The sequence below is a fragment of the Streptomyces sp. NPDC002324 genome, from assembly GCF_053593335.1.
In genome coordinates this window covers 120,869-139,187 of sequence record NZ_JBSFCF010000006.1, presented here as the reverse complement: position 1 = coordinate 139,187, position 18,319 = coordinate 120,869, and the positions used below count along the sequence as shown (strand labels likewise).

Below are 18,319 nucleotides of genomic sequence, written 5' to 3'. Positions count from 1 at the left end.
GTGCGGCTGCGGGTCGGTGGGGGTTCTCGCGCGGTTCCCCGCGCCCCTGAAAAGCTGGGGGTGCGCCCCGGCGCTTTTCAGGGCTTTGGGGTTGTTGCCTTGAGAGGCCTGCGTGAACTGGGGTTTCAGGGGCGCGGGGAACCGCGCGACCAGCCACGATGCGGTCGCGGACGGCATGCGACCTTCCCGTACCCGGGGGCTGATGCGGGGTCCGGGGGCGGCGGCCCCGGTGGTTTTCTGCCAACCGGCGGGGGTGCCTGGGGGGCGCCCCACGCACCCCTCCCCGCCCAGGCCGAGCGCGGCGGAATCGCGGAACCGCTACGTCGGTGTGGGCGCAGAGCCTCGGAGAAGGTAGCGTGCATAGCGCGCCTGCGGCGGTTGTTCTCGGCCGCGCGCCTCTCGTTCATCCCGCAGAATGGATGACATAGGTGCGCCCGAGTGCGATCGGGCGCGGACGTCGACGCGGCCCCCTGGTCCGCTCCGTCCGCACCCCCCGCCGAGGGAGGCGCACTCGTGAGACGGCGTAGGAGAGAAGCGATACCTGTGAGCGCAGCGACAACGCGAAGCCGCACCCCCGACCGTCTGTGTGCCGAGGCCGTCGACCTCGCCCACTCCGCAGCCGAGGAGGCCGCCGCACCAGGCGTGGTCGGCGAACACGCGGGGCTCGTGTCCGAGGGCGACCGGGTCGTGACGCACTTCTTCGAGTGCAAGGAGATGGGCTACCGCGGCTGGCGCTGGGCCGTCACCGTCGCCCGTGCCTCACGCGCGAAATTCGTGACGCTGGACGAAGTCGTCCTGCTCCCGGGCCCCGACGCGCTGCTCGCGCCGGAGTGGGTGCCGTGGAGCGAGCGGCTCCGGCCGGGCGACATGGGCCCCGGTGACCTGCTGCCCACGGACGCCGAGGATCTGCGGCTGGAGCCCGGGTACACCGGCGAGGACGAGCCCTTGCCGAACTCGCCGGTCTCGCAGGACATGGCCGAGCTGGTGGAGGCGGAGGACGCCGAGGTCACCGCCGGGGTCCCGGCGCACCTGCCGCTCGTGCCGACGCGCGGGTCGATCGCCGCGGTCGCCGAGGAACTGGGCATGCGGCGGGCCCGGGTGCTGTCCCGGTACGGGCTGCACACGGCCGCGGACCGGTGGGAGGAAGGGTTCGGGGCGAAGACCGCGATGGCGCAGGCCGCGCCGGCGTCGTGCGTGAGCTGCGGGTTCCTCGTGGCGATCGGGGGGTCGCTCGGGCAGGCCTTCGGCGTGTGCGCGAACGAGTTCGCGCCTGCGGACGGGCGCATGGTGTCCCTGACGTACGGCTGTGGAGGGCACTCGGAGGCGGCGGTCATGCCCGCCCCGCCGCGGCCGGCCCCGCCGCGGCTGGACGAGACGCGGGTGGATCCCTTCCCGCTGCGGCCGTCGCCCGATTCCGGGTCGGTGTCCGTGGGGGCGGAGGAGGCCGACGCCGAGGCCGATCTCGGGCATTCGTAGGGGCCTTCTCGTAGGAGCGCCTCACAGCTCGGGGGTGCGGGTCGCTTCGGCGGGCGCGAGTCCGGTGGGGCTTCCCGCGCGGTCCCCGCGACCAGCCCCCACCCACCCGCACCCGCCGACCTACCAGCTACCCCCACCTCCCTGGACGCACAGCCGAGCCGACGCGGCGACGCGGTACCTTCGTGCACCTGGCGACATGGAGGATGAACCGTGAGCAAGTTCGTGCGGCCGGCGGCCGAGGGTGCGGACCCGTTCGGGACGGCTCGGCTGCGGCGGGGCGTGCTCGACGCCTGGGCTACCAGTCCGGCCCGGTTCCGTGAGGATGCCAACGCCGAGGAGGACCTCGTCCTCGGCGGCTACCGGGACCGCCTCGTCGTGGAGTTGGCGCAGAACGCCGCCGACGCCGCCGCGCGCGCCAAGGTGCCGGGCCGGCTGCGGCTGACGCTGCGGGACGGTGTGCTCGTCGCCGCCAACACCGGCGCGCCCCTCGACGCGGGCGGCGTCGAGTCGCTGTCCACGCTCCGCGCGTCCGCGAAGCGGGACGCGCAGGGCCACGACGGCGCCGTGGGCCGTTTCGGTGTCGGTTTCGCCGCCGTGCTCGCGGTCACCGACGAGCCCGCCGTCATCGGGCGGCACGGCGGTATCCGCTGGTCGCTCGCCGAGGCCCGGCTGCTCGCCGCCGACACCGCCCGGCACAGCCCCGGACTCGGGGACGAGATCCGCCGCCGGGACGGACATGTGCCGTTGCTGCGGCTGCCGTTCGCGGCCGAGGGGACCGCCCCGGAGTCGTACGACACCGTGGTCATCCTGCCGCTGCGCGACACCGCCGCCGCCGATCTGGCCGAGCGGCTGCTGCACGCGGTCGACGACGCGCTGCTCCTCGCCCTGCCCGGTCTCGACGAGGTCGTCATCGAGATCGGCGCCGACGAGGTGCGGACGGTGCGGCGGAGCGTGGAGGGGGCGCACGTCGTCGTCGAGGACTCACGGGACGGGGTCACGCGCTGGCGCACCGTCGCCGAGCACGGGGCGCTCGATGCCGCTCTGCTCGCCGACCGGCCCGTCGAGGAGCGGCTGCGCCCGCACTGGTCCGTCACCTGGGCCGTGCCGACCGGGCCCGACGGCGAACCGGTCCGCCCGCGCACCAGCGCCGTCGTGCACGCGCCCACCCCCAGCGACGAGGCCCTCGGCGTGCCCGCGCTGCTCATCGCCTCCTTCCCCCTGGACACGACCCGGCGGCACGCGGCGCCCGGCCCGCTCACCGACTTCCTCGTGCAGCGCGCGGCGGACGCGTACGCCGGGCTGCTGGCCGCCTGGGAGCCGGTGGGCGAGGGGATCATCGACCTGGTGCCCGGCCCGCTGGGCAAGGGTGAGCTGGACGGGGCGCTGCGCCAGGCCATCCTGGAGCGGCTGCCGCGCACCGCGTTCCTGCCGCGTGCGGTGACGCCCGAGCCCGACGACGAGCTGGACGACCTGCCCGTCGCCCTGCGCCCCCGTGACGCCGAGGTCGTCGAGGGCGCCGGCGCCGAGACCGTGCGAGTGCTCGCCGACGTTCTGCCCAGCCTGCTGCCCGCCGGGCTCGAACGGCGCGCGGAGCTGCGCGCGCTGGGCGTCGCGCGCCTGCCGCTGGGGGACGTCATCGACCGGCTCGCGGGCCTGGAGAAGGCGCCCGACTGGTGGTGGCGGCTCTACGACAGCCTCGCCGGTGTCGACCCGGACCGGCTGTCCGGCCTTCCCGTCCCGCTCGCGGACGGGCGGACCACCATCGGGCCACGGCAGATCCTCCTCCCCGCCCCCGACGGTCCGCAGGCGGCCCGCCCCGACACCCTCGCCCGCCTCGGCCTGAAGGTGGCCCACCCGGACGCCGCGCATCCGCTGCTGGAGAAGCTGGGCGCCCTGCCTGCGACCCCGCGCGCCGTGCTCACCACCCCGCAGGTGCGGGCCGCCGTCGCCGCGTCGCTGGACGACGAGGGCGGCGTCTGGGACGAGGAGGACGGCCGGCCGGACGCCGACGAACTCGCCGACCTCGTCCTCGCCCTGGTGCGTGACGCCGCGCTCGACCCCGGCGACGAACCCTGGCTCGGCGCCCTCGCCCTGCCCGACGAGGACGGCGAGCTGGCCCCCGCCGGTGAACTCGTCCTCCCCGGCAGCCCCTTCGCCCGGGTCATGCGCGAGGACGAACTCGCCTTCGTGGACGCCGAGCTGGCCGACCGCTGGGGCGAACAGCCCCTGGCGGCCTGCGGAGTCCTCGCCACCTTCGCCCTCGTCCGCGCCACCGACGTCGTCCTCGACCCCGACGAACTGGAGCCGCGCGACGGGGACTTCGCCGAGCCGGACGACGCCGGGCTGCTCGACGCGGTGGACGTCTGGTCCGAGGACATCCTCGACCGGTTCCCGGACAGCCCCGTGCCGCCGGTCGCGACGGAGATCGTGGCCGTGCGCGACCTGGACCTCGTCGACGAGGACCGCTGGCCGGAGGCGCTCGCCCTGCTCGCCCGGCCCCCGCTGCGCGACGCCCTCGTCCAGCCGGTCCGCATCCTGCTGCCGGACGGCACGCACGAGGTCGTACGCCCCTACACCGCCTGGTGGCTGCGCGGGCACCCGGTCCTCGACGGCCGCCGCCCCGCCGGCCTCCTCGCGGCCGGCGGCGACCCGCTGCTGCGCGGCCTGTACGACGAGGCCGACGCCACCGGCTTCGACGACGAGCAGGTCCTGCGGGCGCTGGGCGTGCGCACCTCGGTGGCCGCGCTGCTGGACGAGCCGGGCGGCGCCGCCGAGCTGCTGGACCGGCTGGCCGACCCGGACCTCCCCGTCTCCGCCGCCCAACTCCACGGCCTGTACGGTGCCCTGGCCGACCTCGATCCGGAACAGGTGACCCTGCCCGACGAGTTGCGCGCGGTGGTGGACGGTGAGGTGACCGTCGTGGACGCGGCCGACGCCGTCGTCGTCGACTCCCCCGACCTGCTGCCCTTCACCGCCGGGATGCCCCTGCTGCCCGTACGGCCGTCACGGGCCGGGGAGTTGGCCGAGCTGTTCCAGGTGCGGCGGCTCAGCGAGTCGGTCACCGGGGAGGTGGACTCGCAGGGCACGGAGCACGACGTTCCGGAAGCGGTACGGGTCCTGCTCGGCCCCGCCACCCCCGCGTCGTACGTCGAGCACGAGGAGCTGGTCGTCGACGGCGTCGAGCTGGACTGGCGCCGCACGCGCGACGGCGTCCTGCACGCCGCCACCCTGGAGGGCGTCGCCGCGGCGCTCGCCTGGGCGGCGGGCCAGTGGCCGCGCCGCTTCGAGGTGGCCGCCCTGCTCGAAGACCCGTCCAGGACGGCGGAGCTGGCACGGGACCGCTGGTTCGACTGAGAGTGAGAGGCGGACAGACCATGACGGCGCGGGTCACGGCAGTGAGCGCGAACGGCACGTACTCCTTCAGCAAGCCGAACCGGGCGGGCATCACGCTGCTCGCCGGGCTGGGCGTCGAGGGTGATGTCCACGCGGGGAAGACCGTCAAGCACCGGTTCCGCATGACGTACGAGCCGGACGCGCCCAATCTGCGGCAGGTGCACCTCATCCACGAGGAGCTGTTCGACGAGCTGGCCGCGAAGGGGTTCACCGTCGCGGCCGGGCAGCTCGGCGAGAACGTCTCCACCCGGGGGATCGACCTGCTGGGGCTGCCCACGGGTGCGCTGCTGCGCCTCGGCGACGAGGCGGTCGTGGAGGTCACGGGGCTGCGCAACCCGTGCGACCAGATCAACACGTTCCGGAAGGGGCTGCTGAAGGAGGTCTTCGAACTCGACGCCACGACCGGCGAGTTCACCTTCAAGTCCGGGATCATGGGGATCGTCCGGCAAGGGGGAGCCGTCCGCCCCGGCGACGCGATCGACATCGAGCTTCCTGCCGGGCCGCACCGCCCGCTGGAGCGCGTCTAGCGGCAGCTGGCGGGTTGTGCCGAGATCTGGCGGATCGCGTCGGCTTGTGACGGGCCGTGAGCGAGGTCGGTTGTGACCTGGGCAACATCTTCACCGGAATCACAAAAACTCGTACAACCATTCGCCATCCTCGTGGATCTGATCACACGAGCCGACGGCTTTCTCAGGAGCCCCGGGAGTCACACGACGTCCGGAGCCCCCGCCGGCTCGACAGACCTGAACCGGGTCTCGCGCGGCGGAACCGTCCGTGAGACCCCTTCCACGTGGGGAAAACATTGCGTAAGCGCGCCACTCTGGGCGTCGCCGTCACCGGCGCCCTGGCTCTGACCGCCCTCGTCGCTCCGGCCGCGCAGGCCGACGACCACATCGGCGACACCAGGATCAGCAATGTCTCCGTCAACGGAGGCAAAGCCGTCGTCGTCGGTGCCAAGGCCGGCAAGACGGTCACGCTCAAGTTCACCGTCACCGACAACTCGGGCCACCGGACGGCCAGCGCGTACCTGTACCGCGGCCAGACGGTTGAGACCTCCGAAAGCATCATCGCGTCCAACAAGGACCCGATCAGCTGCAAGAAGGTGACGTCGTCCAAGTACAACTGCTCGGCGACCTTCACCTTCAAGCCGGGCTACGACGTCATCAACTCCGTCGCCGGTACCTGGAAGACCACGGTGCTCGCCCAGGCCAAGGACTACGACTACTACATCAAGGACAACGCCAAGTCCTTCAAGGTCCTGCGCGCGAGCCAGCTCGCGCCCGCCAACGCCGCCCCGGAGCCCGTGGCCAAGGGCGCGACGATCACCATCACCAGCAAGCTGACCCGCGCCAACTGGAACACCAACGTGAACGGTGCTCTCAGCGGTCAGCCGGTGCAGCTCCAGTTCAAGAAGAGTGGCACGTCCACCTACAAGGCGGTCAAGACCGTCAACTCGGCCTCCACGGGCGATGTGTCCGCCACGGTGAAGGCGAGTGCCGACGGCACATACCGCTATGTCTTCGCGGGCACATCGACCACGGCGGCCGCGACTGCCACGGGCGACACCATCGACGTCAAGTAAGCAGCCACACCAAGGGGCGCGCGCCGGTTCCGCCGGTGCGCCCCCCGACGTCGTAGAGCACGCGGGTCAACGGGCCCGCGATCACAGGGGCCCGATGTGACAACGCCGTCGGGCCCCACGTCTCCACACTTCACCGGGGGAACACATGCGTATCCGCACCACCGCGATCGCCGTCTCCGGCGCCCTCGCACTCTCCGCCTTCGCCGTGCCCACCGTGTACGCCGCGGACGAGGCGAACGGCATCGCCACCTCCCCGCAGTGGGCGGCCGGCACCGTCGACGGCGGGCCGTCGGCGTTCGGCGCGGCCACCGCCGCCGACGCGACCGCCGGGGACCTCGACGTCTCCTTCTCCGGCATGAAGGTGAACGGCGGCAAGCCGATCGTCGTCGGCGCGACCAAGCACCGCTCGGTGCCGGTCACCTACACGCTCACGCACGCCGCAGACGTCGACATCACCGCTGAGGACTTCGCCAACGGGCCGTTCCTGTACCTGAAGTCGATGCCCGGCTCGTTGCTCGACGAGTTCGACGAGCCGGTGCAGTTCGGCGAGGAGGAGGCGACCTGCACGGCCACCTCCTCGACCACCGCCAGCTGCAAGGCATCCATCGAGCTCTACCCGGGCGAGACTCTCGTCAACTCGCAGGCCGCGACCTGGAAGGTCGGCGGCCTCGCGTTCCGGGGCGACCCGCTCACCGGAGACCTGCAAGAGACCTGGCAGGGCAAGCTCGGCACCGCCAAGGTCCAGCGTCAGTCGAAGCTCACGGGCGCCAACGCGGCCCCCGAGCCCGTCAAGAAGGGCAGGACCATCACGGTCACGAGCAAGCTGACCCGTGCCAACTGGGACACCAACAAGTTCCCGGCGTACGCCGGTCAGTCCGTGAAGCTGCAGTTCAAGAAGAAGGGCACGTCCGTCTACAAGGACGTCAAGACGGTCAAGTCGTCCTCCAAGGGTGCCCTGAAGACCACCGTCAAGGCGACTGTCGACGGCACGTACCGCTACGTCTTCGCGGGCAGCTCGGGCACGGCGGCCGTGACCTCGGCGGCCGACGCCATCGACGTGAAGTAGGCGCGGCAGTAGCAGGAGATGGGGCGTCGGCTCCGGGGTTTCCCGGGCCGGCGCCCTTTTGCGTAAGGAGTGACTCCGACTTCCGTAAGAGTCCGTAAGAGCGGGACCAAGCGTTCCGTATACGTCTTTCAAGAGTCCGTATGGCCGGACCAAATTCGCGTCGGGGGCGAATGCGGTCGGGGGAACGTGTGTTCAGATCGTCCGGGCCAAAAGGCCCTGGATCACTCTTTCTCCACTTGGGGAACACATGCGCACAAGAGCCACTGTGGCAGCCGTCGCCGGCGCCCTGGCCTTTTCCGCCCTCGGGATACCGGCCGCCCACGCGGCCGGTACGACGGCGACGAGCGGTCAGCCCTACACGCTGAACGTCAGCTTCTCGAACTTCAAGGTCGCCAAGTCGATCAAGGTCGGCATCAGCGCCAAGGTCTCCACCGCGGTGTCGTTCACGCTGACCCACGGTACCGGCGTCGACATCACCGCCAAGGACTTCTACGCGGAGCCCTTCCTCTACCGCGGCACCTTCGGCGACGACGACACCCCGCAGCTGTTCGGCGACGACTTCGCCACCTGCAAGGTCGCCACCGCGACGACGGCGAGCTGCACGGGCGCCATCGACATCCGCCCGGGCGACGGCGACCTGCTCAACTCGCAGGCCGGGACCTGGAAGGCGGGCGCCGACGCCATCGCGTTCAACGGCCAGGACCCGTCGAACGACGAGCCCGACTACAGCAAGATCGGCTACAAGGAGCAGGGCGGGCTGGCCTCCACCCTCGTGCAGCGGATCGCGAAACTCACCGTCAACGCCGGGCCGGAGCCGGTCAAGAAGGGCAGGACGGTCACCGCCACCGGCCGGCTCACCCGTGCCGACTGGCAGAGCCACACCTACAAGCCCTTCGCCAAGCAGCCGGTCAAGCTCCAGTTCCGCAAGGCGGGCAGCAGCACGTACACCACGGTCAAGACGGTCTACTCGGACGCCTCCGGCAATGTGAAGGCCACCGGCACCGCCGCGTACGACGGTTACTGGCGCTTCAGCTACGCCGGGGTGACCACGACGGCGCCGGTCAGCGCGACGGGCGACTACGTCGACGTGCAGTAGGCCCCCTGTGCGGTGACGTGACAGGGGGTGGGCCGTGCTGTCAGAGGCTGGGGAAGAGCAGCTCGAAGAACAGCCACAGCAGCACGGCCCAGAACAGCGCCGCCGCCAGCGACACCAGCAGGGAACTGCGCCACTTCAGCACCAGGAACGGGAAGAGGACCAGGGCCGCCCAGTAACCGGCCACGTCGATCGACATGCCGGCGGCCTCCCTGAGGTCTCTGGCACGGCCCGTGGCGATGCGGCGCAACAGCCGCTGGGAGGCGAAGCCGTACAGGCCGAGGACGATGGGGAAGAACCACAGCGGTGTGATCGAGACCAGCTCGGTCTCCGAGAACTCGTCGAACATGACCAGATAGACGAGACCGGCGCCGAGGATGCCGCCGACCAGCGCGGTGACGTAGAGCGCCGTCAGCGCCACCGGCTCGGTGGCACCGGCCGGCAGGGGCACCGGCGAGGCGTACGGCACGTCGGGTGACGGGACCCGGACCACCTGGTGGCAGTGCGGGCAGCGGACGTCCTGCCCGACCCGGTCGGCCGGAGCCGAGATCCGATGTCCGCACGGGGCGTGGAACTCCACCGGCTGATACGGGTTCATGCGCTGCTGCTCCCTTCCCTGCGCCGCCTCCCGGTGCCGCTCGATGCCGGTGACGCGACGGCGCGGCCTCGGCGAGGCCGGTCGCAGGCGAGGACGCCGGCCGGAGGCGTCCGGTTTCGGCGTGGCTTCCGGCGCGGCTTCCGGCGTGGTCGCCCGTGCGGCGGGGGCCCTACGCCGGGAAGCGGCGGTCCACCCACCTCCACAGGAACTCCAGTACGGCCGAGGCCAGGGCCGCGACGGCGACCGCGATCCACGGCATGGTCGTCCCCACCAGCCGCAGGGCGAAGAAGTCCTGGAGCGACGGCACGACGAGAACCAGCAGGAAGCAGCCGCCCATCGCGGCCACCAGCCCCAGGCGCCACCAGGTGTACGGGCGGGCGATGATGGCCAGCACCCACATGGAGATCAGGAAGAGCGTGAGGGTGGCCGCGCTGGTCTCCGCCTCCAACGCGCCCTCGCCCGCGTAGTGGTGGCGGGCGAGCAGATAGGTGACGAAGGTGGCGACGGCCGCCAGCACGCCGCCCGGGATCGAGTAGCGCATCACGCGCCGCACGAAGTGGGGTCGCGCGCGCTCTCTGTTGGGGGCCAGGGCGAGGAAGAACGCCGGGACGCCGATCGTCAGGGTCGAGAGCAGGGTCAGGTGGCGGGGGAGGAAGGGGTACTCCACCTGCCAGCAGACCACCAGGACGGCGAGGAGCACCGAGTACACCGTCTTGACGAGGAACAGGGTCGCCACCCGCGTGATGTTGCCGATGACCCGGCGGCCCTCCGCGACCACCGACGGGAGCGCGGCGAAGCTGTTGTCGAGCAGCACGATCTGGGCGACGGCCCTGGTCGCCTCCGAGCCCGAGCCCATCGCCACACCGATGTCGGCGTCCTTGAGGGCCAGTACGTCGTTCACGCCGTCGCCGGTCATCGCGACCGTGTGGCCGTGGGACTGCAGGGCGCCGACCATGTCCCGCTTCTGCTGCGGGGTGACCCGGCCGAAGACCGTGCCGGAGTCGAGGGCGTCCGCCATGCCGTCGCGCTCGCCGGGGAGCCGGCGGGCGTCGACGACCTCGCCGGTCAGGCCCAGTTTCCCGGCCACCGCGCCGACCGACACCGCGTTGTCGCCGGAGATGACCTTCGCCCGTACGTTCTGCTCCTCGAAGTAGCGCAGGGTGTCGGCGGCGTCGGGCCGCAGCCGCTGTTCCAGGACGACGAGGGCGGTGGGGCGGGCGTCCCGGGCGACCTCGGGGTCGTCGAGGGAACGGGTGACCCGGGCCAGCAGCAGGACCCGTAGCCCCTGCTCGTTGAGCCGGTCGGTGTCGGTGAGGGCCGGGTCGTCGTCGGGGAGCAGAACGTCGGGGGCGCCGAGCAGCCAGGTGCTGGACTCGCCGTCGCTCTCGCCGAAGGACGCGCCGCTGTACTTGCGGGCCGAGGAGAAGGGCAGTGACTCGGTGCAGCGCCAGTCCTCGCTGTCCGGATAGGCGTCGATGACGGCCTTCAGGGAGGCGTTCGGGCGGGGGTCGGACGCGCCGAGCGCGCCGAGCACCTCACGTACGTACGTCTCGTCGGCGCCGCCCAGGGTGCGGAGTTCGGTGACGTCCATGCCGCCCTCGGTGAGGGTGCCGGTCTTGTCGAGGCAGACGGTGTCGACGCGGGCCAGGCCCTCGATGGCCGGCAGTTCCTGCACCAGGCACTGCTTGCGGCCGAGACGGATCACCCCGATCGCGAAGGCGACCGACGTCAGCAGCACCAGACCCTCGGGGACCATCGGGACGATGCCGCCGACCGTGCGGGCGACGGAGTCCTTGAAGTCGTTCTCCTTCACGATCAGCTGGCTGACGATCAGGCCGATCGCGGTCGGGACCATCATCCAGGTGACGTACTTGAGGATGGTGGAGATGCCGGAGCGCAGTTCGGAGTGGACCAGGGTGAAGCGGCTCGCCTCCTCCGCCAGCTGGGCCGCGTAGGCCTCCCGGCCGACCTTCGTCGCGGTGAACGCCCCGCCGCCGGCGACCACGAAGCTGCCCGACATCACCTGGTCACCGGGGTGTTTGACGACCGGGTCGGCCTCGCCGGTGAGCAGCGACTCGTCGATCTCCAGGCCGTCGGTCTCGACGCACTCGCCGTCCACGACGATCTTGTCGCCGGGGCCGATCTCGATGACATCCCCGAGGACGATGTCGGAGGTGGCGACCGGGGCCGCGACCCCGTCCCGCCGGACCGTGGGTTTCGCCTCGCCGATCACCGCGAGGGAGTCGAGGGTCTTCTTCGCCCGCCACTCCTGCACGATGCCGATGCCCGTGTTGGCCAGGATCACGAAGCCGAACAGGCTGTCCTGGATGGGGGCGACGAACAGCATGACGACCCACAGGACGCCGATGATCGCGTTGAACCGGGTGAAGACGTTCGCGCGGACGATGTCCGCCATGGAGCGGCTGCTCCGCACGGGTACGTCGTTCACCTCGCCGCGGGCGACCCGGCCGGCCACCTCGGCGGCCGTCAGACCGCGCGCCCGCCCCGGGCGGGCCGGGACGGGCGTGGGGTGCACAGGATCGAGTTCGGTACCCGCGTCGATGTGCGTCATGCATTCGACGGTACGTGCGGATTTGGGCGTTCACCCGCCGAGTGCGGCAAAGATCCGACCTGGGGAGGAGGGGCGGGCCGCGCCGTGGTTCCGGGGTCGTACGCCGCCTGTGGTGCGGTGGCGGCCGGGGGTGGGATCGCCGGACGGGCTCAGTTGGGGGCGTGCCGCGCGGTCACGTCGTCGGCCTCGGTCCCTTCGGTTGCCGCACCTTCGGTCCTCGCCCCTTCGGTTGCCGCCCCGTCGGTCCCCGCCCCTTCGGGCCCGGCCTTCGCGTGGTCGGCGGCCTGCGCCTCCGTGGCCGCCTTCTCCGCCGCGTCCCGCTTGATCGCCGCGTCCCGTCGGCGGACGTAGTAGATGCCGATGAAGCCCAGGCCGCCGCCGGCCAGGCAGGTCCAGATCCACCAGGTGTGTCCGTGGTCCGCGTACCAGCCGTAGAAGGGGAGCTGGACGACGAAGAGGACGAGCCACAGGATCGTGCCGCCGATGATGGTCGGCACGATGGGCCCCTCCAGGGGCTCCGGTGCCTCGTGCTTGGGGGATCCCGAGAAAAACGCGGCCATGGGGCACAGCTTACGAGGCGGATGGGTCTACGCGCGGAGATGGCGAGAGTTGAATTATATGTTCATACTGAAACGGTTTCTGTCTGACCACTTCTGTTCGTAGAAAACTCCAACGGCGCCATGCATGCCTGTTGGGGATGAGGTTCCGCATGTCCCCGCAGAGCAGCACCGTCGGCGTGTTCGACCGCCACTTCAGGATCACGGAACGCGGCAGCACGCTGTCGCGCGAGATCCGGGGCGGTTTCGCCACCTTCTTCGCGATGGCGTACATCATCGTGCTGAACCCGATCATCCTGAGCAGCGCGAAGGACATGTACGGGCACCAGCTGGACTACGGCCAGCTGGTCACCGCGACCGCGGTCACCGCCGCCTTCACCACGCTCCTCATGGGCGTCATCGGCAACGTGCCGATCGCGCTGGCGGCGGGGCTCGGCGTGAACACGGTCGTCGCGCTGCAGCTCGCGCCGCGCATGTCGTGGCCGGACGCGATGGGCATGGTCGTGCTGGCCGGGTTCGTCGTGATGCTGCTGGTGGCGACGGGGCTCCGGGAGCGGGTCATGAACGCCGTGCCGCTGAGTCTGCGCAAGGGCATCTCCATCGGTATCGGCCTGTTCATCATGCTGATCGGGCTGGTCGACTCCGGTTTCGTCACCCGAATCCCGGACGCCGCCCACACGACCGTGCCGCTCCAGCTGGGAGCCACCGGACATCTCGACGGCTGGCCGGTGCTCGTCTTCGTCCTGGGCGCGCTGCTGACGCTCGCGCTGATCGTGCGCAAGGTGCCGGGCGCGATCCTGATCTCGATCGTCGCGATGACGCTGCTCGCGGTCGTCGTCCAGGCCGCCGCCGACCTGCCCGCGGGCGCCTGGGGTCTGACCACGCCGAAGTGGCCCGGCAACCCGGTGGCGACCCCCGACTTCGGGCTGATCGGCCAGGTCAGCCTCTTCGGCGGGTTCTCGAAGGTCGGTGTGCTGACCGGTGTCCTCTTCGTCTTCACGGTGCTGCTGTCGTGCTTCTTCGACGCGATGGGCACGATCATGGGCGTCGGCGACGAGGCCAGGCTGACCGACGCGGACGGCCAGCTGCCGGGCATCAACAAGGTGCTCTTCGTCGACGGCATCGCCGTCGCGGCCGGTGGCGCCAGCTCCTCGTCCGCGACGACCTGCTTCGTGGAGTCCACGGCCGGTGTGGGGGAGGGCGCGCGCACGGGCTTCGCGAACGTGGTCACCGGCGCTCTGTTCGCCGTCGCGCTGTTCCTGACGCCGGTCGCCACGATGGTGCCCTCCCAGGCGGCGACCCCGGCGCTGCTGGCGGTCGGGTTCCTGATCCTCGCGAACTCGGTCCGCGAGATCGACTGGGCCGACTACACGATCGCGATCCCGGCGTTCGTGACGATGGTGATGATGCCGTTCACCTACTCGATCACCAACGGCATCGGCATGGGCTTCCTCACCTTCGTCGTCCTGCGTCTGGCCGCGGGTCGTGGACGCGAGGTTCCGGCGGCGATGTACGTGGTGGCGGCGGTCTTCGGCTTCTACTACCTGATGCCGGCCCTGGGGCTGACGTGAGCGGCACCCGGTCGCCTCACCGCACCCCGTAGAACTTCTCCGTCTCGTCGACCGCGGTCTGGAACCGCTCGTCGAAGTCGTCGCGAATGAGCGTCCCGATCACGTAGTCCTGGACGCTCATTCCCCTTTTCGCCGCGTGGGTCCGGAGCCGGTCGAGCAGCTCCCCGTCTATCCGCAGGCTGAGCACAGTGGTCCCCATGTGTACAAGGGTCGGGTGCCTCCGGCCCTCCGTGTCACGTTCTGCTTACTAGTCACTCATATGAGTGACGTAAGGGCCGGGATCGGCATGAGTGGCGGGGCTCACGGGCACAGCTGTGGAGTTCCGATGGTCTTTAGCGAGGGTAATGAGTTACGCTAAAGAACATGCCTGACCTGAACCATGGCGACGACGAGGCCGCTGTGAACGCCCTCCGTTCCGCCGTGATGCGCCTGTCCCGTCGGCTCAAGCACCAGCGGGTCGACGAGTCGCTGAGCCCGACCGAGATGTCGGTGCTGGGCACCCTCGCCCGCTGCGGCACCGCCACCCCCGGTGAGCTGGCCCGCAAGGAGCATGTGCAGCCCCCGTCGATGACCCGGATCGTCGCCCTGCTGGAGAGCAAGGGCCTCGTGAAGCTGGAGCCGCACCCCGAGGACCGGCGGCAGAAGGTGGTCACCCAGACGGAGCGGGCCGAGGCGATGCTGGAGGAGAGCCGCCGCAAACGCAACGCGTTCCTCGCCTCCCTCGTCGAGGGCCTCGACGAGGACGAGTGGGAGAAGCTGCGCGCGGCCGCGCCCGTGCTGGAGAAGCTCGCCCACCTCTGACCCCGCGCCCGCCCGCCGGGCGCGTTCGGGCCACGGGGGCACGCCGGACCGGCCTCCGATACGCCCCGGCCGACAGCCCGCGCGCCCCCTGGGGGACAGGCATGGGCCGGCCCGGGAACCAGCAGACAGAGACAGACAGAAGCAGACAGAACAGGAGCCGTGAGGCTTACGCAACCGCACGACACGCACACGTTCCACGCAAGGAGGCGAACCCTTTTGAGTACGGGCCCCGGAGCAGCTTCCGTCCCCGCGCCACCGACCCCCCGCGCCACCCAGCACGCGCACGAGGTGCCGGAAGCACCGCCGGATACCACCGGCCCGCTGGACCGACCCGCCACCGCCGAGGCGCCCCCGGACGCCATCGGCCCCGAGGCACCCGCGCCCACCGCGAGCCCCACCCCCGCGAGTGCCCCCACCCCTGCCCAGACCCCCGCCCCCCGTGAACGCGTGTCCATGTTCCGGTCGCTGCGGGTGCGGAACTACCGGCTGTTCTTCCTCGGGCAGGTCGTGTCGAACGTCGGCACGTGGATGCAGCGGATCGCTCAGGACTGGCTCGTGCTGAGCCTGGCCGGATCGTCCACGGCCGTCGGTGTGACGATGGCGCTGCAGTTCCTGCCGATGCTGCTGTTCGGGCTGTACGGCGGGGTGCTGGTCGACCGCTTCCCCAAGCGCCGGCTGCTGTTCCTGACCCAGACGTCCATGGCCGTCACGGGACTGGCGCTCGCCGCGCTCACGCTCTCCGGCCAGGTCCAGGTGTGGCACGTGTACGTGGCCGCCTTCGCCGTGGGCATGGCCACCGTGGTCGACAACCCGGCCCGGCAGTCGTTCGTGTCGGAGATGGTCGGCCCGGACCAGCTGCAGAACGCGGTCAGCCTCAACTCGGCGAACTTCCAGTCGGCCCGTCTGGTCGGCCCCGCCGTCGCCGGCGTGATGATCACCACCGTCGGCACGGGCTGGGCGTTCCTCTTCAACGGCCTGTCCTTCGTCGCCCCCATCGCCGGCCTGCTGCTGATGCGGACCCGCGACCTGCACCCCGTGCGCCGCGCGCCCCGCGCCAAGGGCCAGCTCCGTGAGGGCCTGCGTTACGTGGCCGGCCGCCCCGAACTGCTCTGGCCCATCGTCCTCGTCGGCTTCATCGGCACGTTCGGCTTCAACTTCCCCGTCTGGCTGTCGGCCTACGCGGACGACGTGTTCCACTCGGGCGCCGGCTCCTACAGCTTCTTCAACACGCTCATGGCGGTCGGCTCGGTCGCCGGTGCCCTGCTCGCCGCCCGTCGCGGCACCGCCCGGCTGCGGGTGCTGATCGGGGGCGCGCTCGCCTTCGGCCTGCTGCAGATCGTGGCCGCGCTGGCACCGACGTACTGGCTGTTCGCCCTGCTCATGGTGCCGATAGGGATGTTCGGCCTGACGGTGAACGTCACCACCAACACCGCCATCCAGATGGGCACCGACCCCGCGATGCGCGGCCGTGTCATGGCCCTCTACATGATGGTCTTCCTCGGCGGCACCCCGCTGGGCGCGCCGATCGCCGGCTGGGCCACCGACGCGTACGGCGCCCGCGCGGGCTTCCTCGCCGGTGGTGTCGTCTCCACCGTCGCCGCGGTCACCGTGGGCCTGATCCTCGTCAGGGCCGGCGGTCTGCGGGTGTCGATGGGATGGAACCGGGGTCACCCGCGGCTGCGGTTCGTGCCCAGGGAACGGGCCGAGGGGCAGCACGGGGAGCGGACCGTTCCCGTGACGACCGCCGCCTAGTGGTGCGAAGGTGGCCGTCATGAGTGCCATGAGTACCGTGCGGCTGTTTGCCGCGGTGTTGCCGCCCGCCGACGTCGTCGACGAACTCGGCGTGGCGATCGGTGAGTTGAAGGGCCTGGCCGGTGCGGACCGGTTGCGCTGGACCGCGTCGGCCGGCTGGCACTTCACCCTCGCCTTCTACGGCGAGGTCGAGGAGGATGTCGTACCGGAGCTGTCGCGGCGCCTGGAGCGGGCCGCGCGGCGCGGCGAGCCGTTCCCGCTGGCCGTGCGCGGCGGCGGACAGTTCGGGCACGGGCGGGCGTTGTGGGCGGGCGCCGAGGGCGACCTCGGCGCGCTCCGGCTGCTGGCCGACCGGGCGGAGGCGGCGGCGCGTAAGGCCGGGGTGCCGATGGGGGAGCACCGCCGGTACACGCCCCATCTGACGGTGGCCCGCAGCCGCGACGACATCGACGTACGGCCGTACGTCGACGCGCTCGACGCCTTCACCGGGCGTACGTGGACGGTGGCCGACCTCGCGCTGGTGCGCAGCAATCTGCCGACGTCCGGGGTGCCGGGGGCGCAGCCGCGGTACGAGGCGGTGGGGCGCTGGCCGCTCGGGGCGGCCGGATGACCGTTCGGGCCGCCGGTTACGCTCGTGGGGTGGACCCGAAGACCCGTAACCGGATCATGGCCGGTGTGCTCGTGCTGATGTTCGCGGTGGTTGCTCTCGCGGCGGCGCTTGGCAGGTGACCGTCGGCCACCGGTGACCGTCGGGTCCGGTGACGGTCGGGTTCCGGTGACCTTCGGGGAACTGCGGACCGTGCCGACCCGCCCGTCGGCGGGGGCTTGTCGCGCAGTTCCCCGCGCCCCTTACGGGGCCCTCACCAGGCGAAGGCCTCCGGGGACGGGCCCGGGCCCGGGAAGATCTCGTCCAGCGAGGTCAGCAGCTCCTCGCTCAGCTCCAGCTCGTTCGCGCGGATCGCCGACCGGAGCTGCTCGGCCGTACGGGGGCCGACGATCGGGCCGGTCACGCCGGGACGGGTGAGGAGCCAGGCGAGGGCGGCCTCTCCCGGTGCGAGGCCGTGCTTGTCGAGGAGGTCCTCGTACGCCTGGACCTGGCCGCGTACGGCCGGGTCGGCGAGGGCGTCGGCGCTGCGGCCGGAGGCGCGGCGGCCCTGCGTGGCCTCCTTCTTGATGACCCCGCCGAGCAGTCCGCCGTGCAGCGGCGACCAGGGGATGACCCCGAGGCCGTACTCCTGCGCGGCCGGGATGACCTCCATCTCGGCGCGGCGCTCGGCGAGGTTGTAGAGGCACTGCTCGCTGACGAGGCCGATGGTGCCGCCCCGGCGGGCGGCGGTCTCGTTCGCCTGGGCGATCTTGTAGCCGGGGAAGTTGCTGGAGCCGGCGTAGAGGATCTTGCCCTGCTGGACCAGGACGTCGACGGCCTGCCAGATCTCCTCGAAGGGGGTGGCCCGGTCGACGTGGTGGAACTGGTAGACGTCGATGTGGTCCGTGCGCAGCCGTTTGAGGCTGGCGTCCACGGCCCGCCGGATGTTCAGGGCGGAGAGCTTGTCGTGGTTGGGCCAGGAGTCGGCCGACGCCGCCATGTTCCCGTAGACCTTGGTCGCGAGGACGACCTTGTCGCGGCGCTCGCCGCCCTTGGCGAACCAGTTGCCGATGATGCTCTCGGTGCGGCCCTTGTTCTCGCCCCACCCGTAGACGTTCGCCGTGTCGAAGAAGTTGATGCCCGCGTCCAGCGCGGCGTCCATGATCGCGTGACTGTCCGCTTCGTCCGTCTGCGGACCGAAGTTCATCGTGCCGAGGACCAGCCGGCTGACCTTGAGACCTGTGCGTCCGAGCTGTGTGTACTTCATGACTG

Annotated in this window: 15 protein-coding genes; 10 read left to right on the top strand and 5 right to left on the bottom strand. The window is 71.3% G+C overall.

All coding sequences use genetic code 11. The features are described from left to right. Positions 1–543: 543 nt before the first annotated feature. From ACWCRJ_RS11245 to ACWCRJ_RS11220, 6 genes are all read left to right on the top strand, one after another. Positions 544–1,476 (top strand): DUF3027 domain-containing protein, encoded by a 933-nt coding sequence (locus tag ACWCRJ_RS11245; RefSeq protein ID WP_450939027.1) that lies wholly within the window; start codon positions 544–546, stop codon positions 1,474–1,476. A gap of 210 nt (positions 1,477–1,686) precedes the next feature. Beyond that, complete coding sequence (locus tag ACWCRJ_RS11240) at positions 1,687–4,830, top strand: sacsin N-terminal ATP-binding-like domain-containing protein (protein ID WP_450939026.1); 3,144 nt, start codon at positions 1,687–1,689, stop codon at positions 4,828–4,830. A 20-nt stretch (positions 4,831–4,850) separates the two neighbouring features. Beyond that, on the top strand, positions 4,851–5,396 hold the full coding sequence (locus tag ACWCRJ_RS11235; protein WP_450939025.1) for an MOSC domain-containing protein: 546 nt from the start codon (positions 4,851–4,853) through the stop codon (positions 5,394–5,396). A gap of 263 nt (positions 5,397–5,659) precedes the next feature. Further along, positions 5,660–6,451, top strand: coding sequence for a calcium-binding protein (locus ACWCRJ_RS11230; RefSeq protein ID WP_450939024.1), 792 nt, complete (start codon positions 5,660–5,662; stop codon positions 6,449–6,451). A 145-nt stretch (positions 6,452–6,596) separates the two neighbouring features. Further along, on the top strand, positions 6,597–7,517 hold the full coding sequence (locus ACWCRJ_RS11225) for a hypothetical protein (protein WP_450939023.1): 921 nt from the start codon (positions 6,597–6,599) through the stop codon (positions 7,515–7,517). Positions 7,518–7,764: 247 nt separating this feature from the next. Continuing rightward, the gene (locus ACWCRJ_RS11220) at positions 7,765–8,613 is read left to right on the top strand and encodes a hypothetical protein (RefSeq protein ID WP_450939022.1); all 849 of its coding nucleotides are present in this window, start codon (positions 7,765–7,767) and stop codon (positions 8,611–8,613) included. Between the two features lie 40 nt (positions 8,614–8,653). On the opposite strand, the gene ACWCRJ_RS11215 is transcribed toward ACWCRJ_RS11220, so the two are convergent. The 3 genes from ACWCRJ_RS11215 to ACWCRJ_RS11205 all read right to left on the bottom strand — a co-directional run bounded on the left by ACWCRJ_RS11215 (position 8,654) and on the right by ACWCRJ_RS11205 (position 12,340). Continuing rightward, on the bottom strand, positions 8,654–9,208 hold the full coding sequence (locus ACWCRJ_RS11215) for a hypothetical protein (RefSeq protein ID WP_450939021.1): 555 nt from the start codon (positions 9,206–9,208) through the stop codon (positions 8,654–8,656). Positions 9,209–9,377: 169 nt separating this feature from the next. Beyond that, a complete protein-coding gene (locus tag ACWCRJ_RS11210; protein ID WP_450939020.1) occupies positions 9,378–11,780 on the bottom strand; it encodes an HAD-IC family P-type ATPase in 2,403 nt (800 codons plus the stop codon). A gap of 149 nt (positions 11,781–11,929) precedes the next feature. Next, positions 11,930–12,340 (bottom strand): DUF2530 domain-containing protein, encoded by a 411-nt coding sequence (locus ACWCRJ_RS11205; protein ID WP_450939019.1) that lies wholly within the window; start codon positions 12,338–12,340, stop codon positions 11,930–11,932. Positions 12,341–12,489: 149 nt separating this feature from the next. On the opposite strand from ACWCRJ_RS11205, the gene ACWCRJ_RS11200 reads away from it, so the two are divergent. Then, complete coding sequence (locus tag ACWCRJ_RS11200) at positions 12,490–13,908, top strand: NCS2 family permease (RefSeq protein WP_450939018.1); 1,419 nt, start codon at positions 12,490–12,492, stop codon at positions 13,906–13,908. A gap of 16 nt (positions 13,909–13,924) precedes the next feature. Here ACWCRJ_RS11200 and ACWCRJ_RS11195 read toward each other — a convergent pair whose 3' ends face one another. Continuing rightward, complete coding sequence (locus tag ACWCRJ_RS11195) at positions 13,925–14,107, bottom strand: hypothetical protein (RefSeq protein WP_020115690.1); 183 nt, start codon at positions 14,105–14,107, stop codon at positions 13,925–13,927. A 164-nt stretch (positions 14,108–14,271) separates the two neighbouring features. Here ACWCRJ_RS11195 and ACWCRJ_RS11190 point away from each other — a divergent pair, with 164 nt between their 5' ends. The 3 genes from ACWCRJ_RS11190 to thpR all read left to right on the top strand — a co-directional run bounded on the left by ACWCRJ_RS11190 (position 14,272) and on the right by thpR (position 17,071). Further along, positions 14,272–14,709, top strand: a complete 438-nt coding sequence (locus ACWCRJ_RS11190) for a MarR family winged helix-turn-helix transcriptional regulator (RefSeq protein ID WP_257565303.1) — start codon at positions 14,272–14,274, stop codon at positions 14,707–14,709. 216 nt (positions 14,710–14,925) lie between these two features. Then, positions 14,926–16,461 carry an MFS transporter gene (locus ACWCRJ_RS11185; RefSeq protein ID WP_450939017.1) on the top strand — a complete coding sequence of 512 codons (1,536 nt, stop codon included), beginning with the start codon at positions 14,926–14,928 and terminating at the stop codon, positions 16,459–16,461. Positions 16,462–16,498: 37 nt separating this feature from the next. Next, on the top strand, positions 16,499–17,071 hold the full coding sequence (gene thpR, locus ACWCRJ_RS11180; RefSeq protein WP_450939183.1) for an RNA 2',3'-cyclic phosphodiesterase: 573 nt from the start codon (positions 16,499–16,501) through the stop codon (positions 17,069–17,071). Positions 17,072–17,321: 250 nt separating this feature from the next. On the opposite strand, the gene ACWCRJ_RS11175 is transcribed toward thpR, so the two are convergent. Beyond that, complete coding sequence (locus tag ACWCRJ_RS11175) at positions 17,322–18,314, bottom strand: aldo/keto reductase (protein WP_450939016.1); 993 nt, start codon at positions 18,312–18,314, stop codon at positions 17,322–17,324. Between the last annotated feature and the right edge of the window lie 5 nt (positions 18,315–18,319).